We start from the raw sequence: 10669 nt of genomic DNA on the forward strand, positions 1-10669 counted from the left end.
GATCCGCGAGCCCGGCGGCCGGAACTGGCGGACAACTAAGTCGGTGTCGTCGGGATCGAAATTCACGATCAACGTCACGCTTGGCAGCGGCGGCATTTCCGCCTAGCGGCAAAGGGCAAGGGGAGCTCGATGCAGAGAGTAGCGGCATGAGCAATGCAAACAGGGTGCTATGGTCCGAAGGGCTTTTCCTGCGGACCCAGCATTTCCAGCAGCAGGATCGCTTTTTCGAGGCGACGGTGCGCGGCGCGTTGCAGGCCGGGCAATTGCATACGTTCGGTTTCCAACAGCTGACGCTGGACCAGGCGTTGCTGGAAGCCGGCCAGATCTCGATCCTGTCCGCGCGGGGCATCTTTCCGGATGGGACACCTTTTTCCATCCCGGACATGATGGATGCGCCGCGACCGCTGCCGGTCACCCCTGACACGGGCGCCGGACCGGTGCTGATCGCCTTGCCGCTGGAGCCTCCGGGCGGTGTCGGCTTCGATCCGGCACACGCTGCCGCCTCGGGTGCGCGATATCATGGGCGGATCGTTTCGGTGCGTGACGCCGTCCAGGGCGGTTCAGACCCTGAAGAAATCGAAATTGCCCGGCCGCAGGCGCTGCTGCTCGCACCCGGCAAGTCGGTCGGTGGCTACACGGCCTTGCCGATAGCCGACCTCAAGGGGATTCGAGCCGATGGCGGCGTCTCCCTGGACGAGACCTTCCTGCCACCGACCTTGGTTACGGGCGCCGTGGCCTGGTACCGGCAATTGCTGCTGGAAGTTGTCACCGGCCTCGACCAGATCGCCGAGGCGCATGGCAAGATGGTCATGGGCGGACCTGGGCGCAGCGTCGAAGATTTGCTGATGCTCAATCTCGCCAATGCGGCACGTCCGCGGCTGGCCCACATGCTGGCTCAGGATGTGTTCCATCCAGCCGAGCTTTACCTGGAACTTGCCGGTCTCGCCGGTTCGATGGCGACCTACGGATCGAGCGCGCGGCGGCTGGGCGAGTTGCCCGCCTACGATCACATGGCGCCTGGCCCCGCCTATTCGGCGCTGGCGGATGCGCTGCGCTCGCTCATCCTCAGCCTGCGTTACATCGAGCCGAAATCGCGTGCGCTGCCTGTCATGCGGCATTCGACCAATGTCTGGAAGATCCGTATCGACAATCCGAAGCTGCTGGTGGCCAGCCGGATCGTCATCCGGGTCGGTTCGGAGTTGTCGGAAGACGCGCTGCGCAAGATATTCGTCAATCAGGCAACCGTCGGCTCGGCCGACCAGTTCGAGGGCCTGTGGAAATCGCGCTTGCCCGGCATTCCGCTGAAACCGCTTCATTCCCAGCCGCGCGAGATTCCTTACGATGGCGATCGGTTATGTCTGGAACTGGACCAGAAAAGTGAGCACTGGGCGTCGCTGCTCGACGCTCCCGGCTTCGTCATCGGCGTTTCGGGCGTGTTGCCAAGCGAGCCGCAGGTGGACTGCTATTCGGTGAACAGGTGAGATCATGAGCCGCGATGATCCGTTCGGACTGTCGGAGGATCGCGAACGCACCCGCATTCGATTGACCGGCGCGCCGATGCCGCGGCCGATGGCGCCACCTTTGCCGAGCGCGTCGGTAAAGCGCTCCCGCACCCATCCGAACGCACTCGTCAACGCATTTGCGCCCTTGCTCGAATTCGGTCCCGAGCTTGAAAGTGCGCTGCCGCCGGACAATCCGGAAGCATTGCGTACCCGATTGCTCGAAGAACTGGTCCGGGCACGCGACACGGCTATGTCGGTCGGATCCTCAATGGAGCGCGCCGACCAGGCGGCCTGGGTGGTGGCGGCGTTGCTCGACGATCTGGCCCTGAACACGCCATGGGGCGGCGCCAGCGCCTGGCCGCGGCAGCCGCTTGTGGTCATGCTGCGCGGCGATGTCGATGCCGGCACGCAGTTCTTCACCCGTCTCGACGAACTCGAGCGCCATCCCAACCGTGATCGCGAATTGCTGGAACTGCAGTATCAATGCATGGCGCTTGGCTTTCGTGGCAAATATCGCGTGTCGGCCCGATCCGGCGACCGCTCGCTCAATGCCGTTCGCGTGGCGGCGGCACGCTTCCTACGCGATGCCGACGCCGAAGGCGCGCCACTGTCGCCAAACTGGAAAGGCGTGATCGCATCTGACGAGCCGCAGCGCTTCATCGTTCCGATCTGGGTCATGGCGCTCGGTGCGGCGGTTGCAGCCATGACAATCCATGTCGGGCTCTCGATGGCACTGAGCAGCCAGGCGGTCGAGCTCTCCGCACTTGTTCGCGCGCTGCCGCCGCCCGCGCGCGGCGACATCACCCGCACGTCGCCCAAAGTCGATGCCCCGCCGCCGGAGAAGGTGGATTTTGCGCTGTTGCCGGAATTTCAGGCCGGGGCGCCCGCCGACCTCAAATCCGCCCTCAGCGGCACCGAAAGCGTTTCGCTGGCCAAGCTGACGATCCAGGCCTCCAATCCCGAACTGTTCCAGTCGTCACGGCCACAACTGACCGAAGGCTTCGAGCCCCTGATCGGGTCGCTCGCCAAGGTGATCCTCGCCAACCAGGAGCTGATCGGAAACATCACCGTCGTCGGTCATACCGACAGCGTTCCCCTGCAAAAGACCAATCCGCTGTCGACCAACCAGCGACTGTCGGAGGCTCGCGCCCAGACGATTGCCGACATGCTGGTCCAGAACGGAGTGCCGCGGGATCGCGTCCATTCCGAGGGCCGCGCGGCCACCGATCCAGTCGCCACCGACAGCACGCGCGAGGGGCGGGCCTTGAACCGCCGCGTCGAGGTGCTTGTCGAAAAGAGGCTGTGAGATGTTCATCCTGCGCTTCCTTTGGGCTGTCCTGACATCACGCTGGCTATGGACGCTGATCGGCCTCACGCTGCTTTCCCTGGTCATCTGGGTGTTCGGTCCGATCGTCAGGGTCGGTCCCTATGAACCGTTCGCCTCTGATAACGTGCGCATCGTCATCATTGCGCTGCTGGTCATCTTCTGGCTGATCTGGCTGATCGTCGCCCAGCGCCGGGCGATCCGCGCCAACCGTATGTTCGTCGCCGAGATTGCCGCGCCGGTGGTGGAAAAGCCGCTCAGACCCGGCGAAGAGAATGTCGCGGCCGTCGGTGCCAAGTTCGCCGAGGTGATGGCCGAACTGAAGCGCCGCAAGCTGGGCGGACGAAAGTTTCTGCGCGAAATGCCATGGTATGTGATCGTCGGGCCGCCGGCCACCGGCAAGACCACGGCCTTGCGGCAGTCCGGGCTGAATTTTCCGATCGACCTCACCGACGACCTGCAGGGGGTCGGCGGCACGCGCAACTGCGACTGGTTCTTTTCAGAACATGCGGTTCTGATCGACACGGCCGGCCGTTATGTCCAGCAGGAGAGCCAGCCCGATGTGGACGCGGTTGAATGGCTGGGCTTCCTCGACCTGTTGAAAAAGCACCGCGGACGCCGCGCGCTGAATGGCGTAATCGTCGCGCTTTCGATCGACGTGCTTTGGGAGGGCGATGAAGCCATCAAGGCGCACGGCCGCAAGATCCGCCGCCGGTTGGCCGAACTCAACGACCGGCTCGAAATCCGCCTTCCGGTCTATCTGATGCTGACCAAGGCCGATCTGATCAAGGGCTTCGAGGCTTTCTTCGGCGGCTTGTCCACGGCTTCGCGCGAGCAGGTATGGGGGACCACCTTCGCGCTGGAAGCGCGTGTCGATGCCAAGACCATTGAACGGGAAATTTCCGCGCTGGCGACGGAACTTGAGCGGAGGCTGGTGCCGCGGCTGGAAGATGAGGACAAACTCGCCGCCCGTGCCGAGATTTTCCGCTTTCCCGCCCAACTGGCAAGCCTGTCCGAACCGATACAGGTGCTGGTCGAGGCAATGTTCGGCGAAAGCCGGTATGAAGAGGTCGCCTGGCTGCGCGGGCTCTATCTGACATCGGCGACGCAGGAAGGAGCGCCCATCGACCGGCTGACCGCGGCGCTGTCTTCGTCCTTCGGCCTGCCGCCGCGACGGGCGCTGCCCGCACCAAGGGTCGAAAAACGCAGCTTCTTCCTGAAGAACCTGCTGACCGAAGTCATCTTCAAGGAAGCGGGCCTCGGCACGTTCGATCCGCTGGCGCAACGGCGCCGCGCCTGGATCTGGCGGGGTGCGGCAGCCGCTTGCGCGGCGGCGGCATTGTTGGCCGGCGGGTTGTTCACCTGGTCCTATTTTGACAACCGCAACGCGATAACGGCCCAGGCAGGCCAGTTCGAAGCGCTGCAGACGCCGCTGACCTCCGTCGCTGCAACGCCGGCATCGGTGGAGCAGCCCGCCATGGACGGCGCGCTCGGTGCGATGGACGCGGTCGCAACCGCCCGGACAGCACCGCCTGGCGCCGCACAGGATCTGCTGGGACCATCGGCCTCCGCGGAAATGGTGCGGGCGCAGACCGACACGTACGATCATGCCCTGCGCAATGTTCTTGAGCCGCGCATGATCGCCTTGCTCGAAGCGACGATGTGGCGGCAAATCCGCGACCCGGATTTCATGCTCGGAGCGCTGAAAACCTATCGCATGATGACGGGCCTGTCTCAGATGGATCCCGATTACGCCCAAGACTGGTGGGCGAACAGCTTGCCCGAATTCGCGGCCGCGGCACCATTTCCGACCGCCGATGCCGAAGAGCATCAGCTTGCCGCCATCCGCCGGATGACGGTCGACGAGAGCTATGTCGCGCCCGACCAGGCCCTGGTTGCCGAAGCGCTGAAAACGGTGTGCACCATTTCGTTGCCGGCGCGCGCCTACAAACAGTTGCTGGCCGATCCGGCAGTGGCCGGGCTCAAGGAGTGGGTCCCGGCGAATTTCGCCGGCCCAAACGGCGGCAAGGTGTTTGCGCGGCGTTCCGCCAAGACGCTTCGCGTCGGCATTTCCGGCGCCTTCACCTATGCCGGCTTCCACGACGTCATTCTCGATCGCATCGACGATGTCGCCGCACAGGCCGCGCTCGATCGTGCCGTTTTCGCTGGCGGCTGCTCAGAGAACTCCGAAACCTCGGTCTCGGCGCTGTCCGAGGATATTCTGAAGCTCTACTATGACGACTATATCGCGCAATGGGACAGCTTCCTGCGCGACATGAGGCTCGCGCCATTGACCGATCTCATCGTCGCCAGTGAGAACCTCAAGGATCTTTCGAGCGCCGATTCCGCGCTGAAACGCCTGCTGACGGCAGTGGTGCAAGAGACGGAGCTCACCCGTTCGGATGACGCGCCCGCCGGAGATGACAAGGCGGCAGCCAAAGGCGGCTCGAAACTGCTCGGCAAACTGGGCAAGCTTGGCAAGATAGTGAAAACAGGGGCAAAACTGTTGCCACGGGCGGGTTCGGCCAGCGAGGTGGACCTGACCGGCAATCTTGTGGCCGAGCATTTCAAACCACTCAAGAGCACCATTGCCGAGGTCGATGGCCAGCCGCCGGCACTGGATGCTGCGGTCGTCGCGCTGACCGCACTTTCCAACGTGCTGCAGACGGTCACCGCGAACCCCAATCCGCAGGATGCCATCAAGAAGCAGGGCGGCCTTGCCGAACTGACGGGAGCGGTCGCCCGGCAGGCACAGATCCTGCCCGACCCTATCAGCAGTTGGCTGGGCGGGATTGCCGGCGACACCAGCAATTTGACTCAGAAGGCGGTCACTTCGGAGCTCAACGCCATCTGGCGGGCCGATATCCTGCCTTTCTGCCAGGCGGCGCTGAACGACCGCTATCCGTTCAGCGCCGAGAGCGCGGTGGACGTCAACGTGCGGGATTTCGCAAGGCTGTTCGGACCGGCCGGGCTGATCGACGGTTTCATCAACGACCACCTGATCAACTATGTCGACATGACCAGCCAGCCGTGGAAGTGGCGCGCCGATTTCGGCCTTGACGGTTCGGCCTTGGCGGCATTCGAGCAGGCCAGGCATATCCGCGACGATCTGTTTGCGGGCGGCAGCGGACCCGTGATGAGCTTCACGCTTGAACCGAAGGACCTGTCTCCCAACGTCACGCGCGTCACGCTCAATCTCGATGGCCAGAGCCTCGTCTACTACAACAACGCAACGCGGCCGCAACCCATGACATGGCCCGGAAAGGACGGCACGGGCGTCATCTCGCTCGCCTTCCAGCCGATCGACGGATCGCCTGAAATAATGCTCAACGAAACCGGCAGTTGGGCGTGGCTGAGGATGCTCCGCAGTGGCCGTTTCGCCAGCACTTCGCTGACCGACGTCTACAGCCTGCGTCTGGGCACGAAAGGCATGTACGCCGACTTCGAGCTCAAGGCCGCCAGCGTCGAAAATCCGTACAACCTCGAAATGTTCAAGAAGTTCACATGTCCGCCGCAGATATGACCTTGCCCGGCTTTTACGGCAAAATGCCTGCCACCGGCGATTTCGTGACGCGGCGGCTGACGGGGGATTTTGTCCGCGTCTGGGACCGCTGGCTTGCGCAACATCTTGTCCCGCTGATGGGCTCGGAATTTTGGCCAAGCACAACCGCGCTCCGCTTCCTGGCAGGCCCGGCTTCCTTCGGCGCATCGGCCGGCATCATTTTGCAGAGTGCCGACAGAGTTGGCAGGCAGTTTCCTTTGACCATTGTTGCGCAGCTTGCTGAAGCCCCTGTTCGGCTGACTGAGGCCGAGGCGTGGTTTTCCAGCATCGAAGAGACCGCCTTCGCCGCTCAGCGCGGCGATCTGACGCCCGACGGATTGGATGCCGCGCTGGGCGCCCTGCCCGTGCCGACTGTCGAGCCGGGCGACGAGGCCATCAGCGGCATGGTGATTTGGACCACCCGTTCGGATATTTTCGACATCGACCCGCAATCGCCGCAGGCGACGCTGGAACAGATCTTTGCCGCCAGTTGGGAGACTAGCTGATGCAGATCTGGAACCAGACCGGCTTTGCGCATGAATTCACCATGGGCATGGACAAGGAAGCTCGTGAGTACATCGTCGTTGTCGTCAAGGGTACTTACGATTTCCCTACGGAGCCGGGCGGGCCTGTGCGCAAGTCGACCGAGCAGGTGCCGCTGGTCATGGCCGACACCCAGACCGGTGTGCCCGGCTATTCGGCGACGCTGTGGGAAACAGACTTCGCCTTCCGCAAGCCGCGCTGCGATGTGATCGCCAATGGCTTTGCCTACGCACCGGGTGGGCGTCCCGCCGAGCGCGTACCGGTCGGCATCAAGGTGGGCAATTGGTCGAAACTCTTCGAGGTCGTCGGTCACCGCGAATGGCGCTCCATCGGCCCGCTCTTTGCCGCCACGTCGCCGCAACCCTTCCTCAAACTGCCGATCTCCTATGACGTCGCCTGGGGCGGCGTCGACAAGCTGGACCCCGAGGACCCCGCCAGCTACAAATACAACCCGGTCGGAACCGGCTGGTCGCGGACCAGAAACCAACGGCTCATTCCCGGCTTGCGACTGCCGAATACGCAAGCTGTCGGCGAGGATATCCGCACGCCGTTCGGCGACTACAAGCCGATGAGTTTCGGGCCAATGGGCCGTGGCTGGCCGGGACGCATCGAATACGGCGGCACTTACGACCAGAATTGGATCGACAATATTTTTCCGTTCCTGCCGCCCGATTTCGACGAGCGCTATTTCCAGATGGCGCCGCCGGACCAGCAGACCGACCACCCAAGGGGCGGAGAGGACGTGCAGTTGATAAACCTGACGCCGGCCGGCCGCGAGAGCTTCCGATTACCGCCGGCGGCGCTGCCGGTGACCTTTTTCAAGGGCCAGAAGAAAGCGTTCGAGGGCCAGCTTCTGCCCGACACTGTACTGTTCGATCCCGAGAACCGCCGCTTCTCGTTGCTCTGGCGCGTGTCGCAACGCATCCACCGAACCATCCTTGATTTCACCGAGTGCTGGGTCGGCCCGCCGACGGAATCCATGCTGCGGGCGCGCGCCACCGGCCGCAGCTATGTCCGGGCCACCGGCACAGCGCCGAAAGAAGAGGCCGAGGACGCATGAGCGCCGCGATCGATATCATCTCGGTCGGCATGGTGACCGCGGTAGGACTCGACGCGCCGTCTGCCTGCGCTGCGATGCGCGCGCGACTCGACGGTTTCCAGGAAACCGGTTTCATAGGGCGGGGCGGGGCGCCGCAGATAGGCGCACCTGTTCTGCTGCCGCGCAACTGGATCGGCGAAAAGCGCATGGCGCACCTTGCAGCCGGCGCTATTTGCGAAGCCTTTGAAAGTAGACCCGAGGCGCGAGGTCAAACGGCATTAATCTTATGCCTAGCCGAAGACAATCGCCCAGGCCGCCCGATCCGCGATCCTCTACGGCTGTTGAGGAGAATCGCCGAGATGGTCGAAGTCGCCCCTCATTCCCGCTCGCGCGTGATAGCGCATGGCCGTCCGTCCGGACACGTCGCGCTTGAACATACACGGAAATTTCTCGCGTCGGACGAGTTGCCCTATGTCATGATCGTCGGCGTTGACAGCTATCTTAGCACAGATGCCATTTCGCATTATGGTGGCCAGTCGCGTCTGCTTAGCCCGGACAATCCGAATGGCTTCATACCAGGCGAAGCAGCAGCAGCCGTGTTGTGTGCGCGCGGCAACAAAGGCGGCTTTCGACTTAGGGGTTTGGGATTGGCCCGCGAGAAGGCTTTCATCTACAATCGAGAAGATTTGCCGTTGCGGGGCGATGGCCTCGCTGAAGCCTATAGGATTGCCTTGAAAGAGACAGGGATCGATCTGGGTCTGATCGGATACCGCATATCGGACCTGATTGGCGAGCAGTATTGGTTCAAGCAAAACGCCTTTGCAGCACAACGTGTGCAGCGCGTCCGCAACGAATTCCAGGACCTTTGGTCACCGGGGGAATCCTTGGGCAATGTGGGGGCGGCAGTCGTTCCGATCATGTTGGGAATGGCACATACCGCAGCCCGCAAGGGCTATGCGGCCGGCAATCCGGTACTGATAGACGCATCCAATGATTCTGGTGCCTGCGGGGCCGCAGTCTTCCTGGCAAGAGCGGCCTGATGTCGGATGTATTTGCAAACGGCCTTGAGATTTCAGGAAAGTCGGTCGACGCAAAGACGATCGCGGCTTTTCCCGACGTTTGCTTCACGCCGCCTGAAAACCCCGCAACGCCGCCCGGCGTTCCGATTCCCTATCCCAGTTTCGGCATGGCTTCCGATACGGAAGATGGTACTGGAACGGTCAAAATCGGCGGCAAGACGGTCAACATCAAGAACAAGTCGGATTTGTCGAAAACCAGCGGCACGGAAGCCGGCTGCGCCGCCAAGAAGGGAGTAATCACTTCGAAGAACACTGGTAAGGAGTTCTTCAAGTCATGGTCGCCGAACGTAAAATTCGACGGCGAACCAGTCATTCGCATGACGGATCTCGCCACCAACAACCACGCTTCCGATCCGCCGAACGCGCCGCCTTGGCCACATATTGCCGGCGTCAATCCGGCAACAGCGTCGTGCGCCGAGATACTGGCCGCTCTCGGGCTCAAGTTTCACAAGCATGAAGACAGCCCCTGCGAGGCTGAAGATCGTGCCGGAGGATCGAACAAGGCTACATTCGAGCAGTCCGACCACATCATCCAGACGGCCTGCTTCACTGATGGTCGCCTCGGTGAGGCTATCCCGACCGCAGGGCCGAACAAAGCCTACGACATCAACAAGGCGCCCTGCGTATGTCTGAAAGATGCAAGTCGACGGAGCACTGAACACGGCGAAAAATCGGCATCGCAGCGGCAATCCAAGCGTGACTGGGTTGCCAAGCGGAAAGCGGACGCGAATTGGAATCCTACCTACAAAGATGCACGGGAGGACAATCTCGATGCGATGAAGGATGCCCTCAAACCACGAATCGACGACGGTCCAAATGGCGAGGAGCATCCTGCCGTGGGTTGCTTGCGCGTCGAGTGCGACAAATATTTCAAGGATGAACTGGGGATGGATGACGATACCCCAGTGAAAATTCCGCATAAGTCCTACGCCGCGCCTGCCGATCCCGGCGCTGCAGGCATCAGTTAAGAGGACGACAATGACCGAATTTTTCGCAAGCTGTGACTGCGCATCGCCGGAATATCAGGAATCGCTGCTCGCGCTGGTCGTGCAGACCGATTCTGAGGACTATTGGTCGAAGATCTTTCGGGTAACCAATCTTCTCGGTGCTGGGACCACGCCCAACAGGGCGAAGATTCTGGAGTTGCACACCTGGCTTACTCATTTCTGGAGGAGCGACAAGGGCATTCTCTACATCGCCGACGATTCGGGCGAGGTGCACGAGTCCGCCGAATCCGGGTTGACTTCGCGGATCGTGTCGGAGGGACGGGCCATCACCTTTGTCTGGGGCCTTTCGGACCAAGAAGTCTACGCTGTCGGCGATGCAGGCGTAGTCTTTCTCTGGAACGGCAAAACCTGGACGGCGATCTCCGATCCGCTCGGCGACCGTCTCTACGGTGCATCAAAGGCAGCCGACGGATCGCTCTACGTCTGTGGTCAAGCCGGTCACTTCTGGCGAAGGACCGACTCGCGTTGGCAGCGCATCGAATTGCCTACCAACCGGCGCCTGACAGCAACGTTTGCCACGCCGGACTCGACCGTATGGGTGTGTGGCGAAGGAGGAGCGCTCTTCCGTGGCCGCGGCGATGATTGGGAAGAACTGCGGCTGACCGAAACCAACCTGCATGGGATATGCCTGTTC

General features: G+C 62.3%; 7 protein-coding genes and 1 pseudogene. All 8 read left to right on the forward strand.

Annotated elements, in window-relative coordinates:
* Positions 1-146 precede the first annotated feature (146 nt).
* Positions 147-1481 (forward strand): type VI secretion system baseplate subunit TssK, encoded by a 1335-nt coding sequence (tssK, locus tag EN949_RS28080; RefSeq protein ID WP_013525301.1) that lies wholly within the window; start codon positions 147-149, stop codon positions 1479-1481.
* Between the two features lie 4 nt (positions 1482-1485).
* Entirely contained in the window at positions 1486-2808 is a 1323-nt protein-coding gene (icmH, locus tag EN949_RS28085) for a type IVB secretion system protein IcmH/DotU (protein ID WP_127371267.1), read from the forward strand.
* Between the two features lies 1 nt (position 2809).
* A complete protein-coding gene (gene tssM / locus EN949_RS28090) occupies positions 2810-6349 on the forward strand; it encodes a type VI secretion system membrane subunit TssM (RefSeq protein WP_127371849.1) in 3540 nt (1179 codons plus the stop codon).
* Complete coding sequence (tagF, locus tag EN949_RS28095) at positions 6346-6873, forward strand: type VI secretion system-associated protein TagF (protein ID WP_127371557.1); 528 nt, start codon at positions 6346-6348, stop codon at positions 6871-6873. Before tssM ends, tagF begins: the two co-directional genes overlap by 4 nt.
* On the forward strand, positions 6873-7970 hold the full coding sequence (locus tag EN949_RS28100; RefSeq protein WP_127367053.1) for a DUF2169 domain-containing protein: 1098 nt from the start codon (positions 6873-6875) through the stop codon (positions 7968-7970). The genes tagF and EN949_RS28100 overlap by 1 nt, the downstream gene beginning before the upstream one ends.
* On the forward strand, positions 7967-8989 hold the full coding sequence (locus EN949_RS28105) for a 3-oxoacyl-ACP synthase (protein ID WP_127367054.1): 1023 nt from the start codon (positions 7967-7969) through the stop codon (positions 8987-8989). The genes EN949_RS28100 and EN949_RS28105 overlap by 4 nt, the downstream gene beginning before the upstream one ends.
* On the forward strand, positions 8989-9996 hold the full coding sequence (locus EN949_RS28110; protein WP_127367055.1) for a PAAR-like domain-containing protein: 1008 nt from the start codon (positions 8989-8991) through the stop codon (positions 9994-9996). Before EN949_RS28105 ends, EN949_RS28110 begins: the two co-directional genes overlap by 1 nt.
* Before the next feature lie 10 nt (positions 9997-10006).
* A pseudogene (locus EN949_RS28115) lies at positions 10007-10669 on the forward strand (hypothetical protein); the annotation flags it as partial.

Origin of the sequence: Mesorhizobium sp. M7A.F.Ca.US.007.01.2.1 (genome assembly GCF_003998165.1) — a bacterium.
Taxonomy (GTDB): domain Bacteria; phylum Pseudomonadota; class Alphaproteobacteria; order Rhizobiales; family Rhizobiaceae; genus Mesorhizobium; species Mesorhizobium ciceri.

What these genes read in the sequence shown, in the direction of transcription:
- tssM (WP_127371849.1), top strand. Translation starts at nt 2,810, where the DNA reads ATGTTCATCCTGCGCTTCCTTTGGGCTGTCCTGACATCACGCTGGCTA.
- tssK (WP_013525301.1), top strand. Translation starts at nt 147, where the DNA reads ATGAGCAATGCAAACAGGGTGCTATGGTCCGAAGGGCTTTTCCTGCGG.
- EN949_RS28110 (WP_127367055.1), top strand. Translation starts at nt 8,989, where the DNA reads ATGTCGGATGTATTTGCAAACGGCCTTGAGATTTCAGGAAAGTCGGTC.
- EN949_RS28105 (WP_127367054.1), top strand. Translation starts at nt 7,967, where the DNA reads ATGAGCGCCGCGATCGATATCATCTCGGTCGGCATGGTGACCGCGGTA.
- icmH (WP_127371267.1), top strand. Translation starts at nt 1,486, where the DNA reads ATGAGCCGCGATGATCCGTTCGGACTGTCGGAGGATCGCGAACGCACC.
- EN949_RS28100 (WP_127367053.1), top strand. Translation starts at nt 6,873, where the DNA reads ATGCAGATCTGGAACCAGACCGGCTTTGCGCATGAATTCACCATGGGC.
- tagF (WP_127371557.1), top strand. Translation starts at nt 6,346, where the DNA reads ATGACCTTGCCCGGCTTTTACGGCAAAATGCCTGCCACCGGCGATTTC.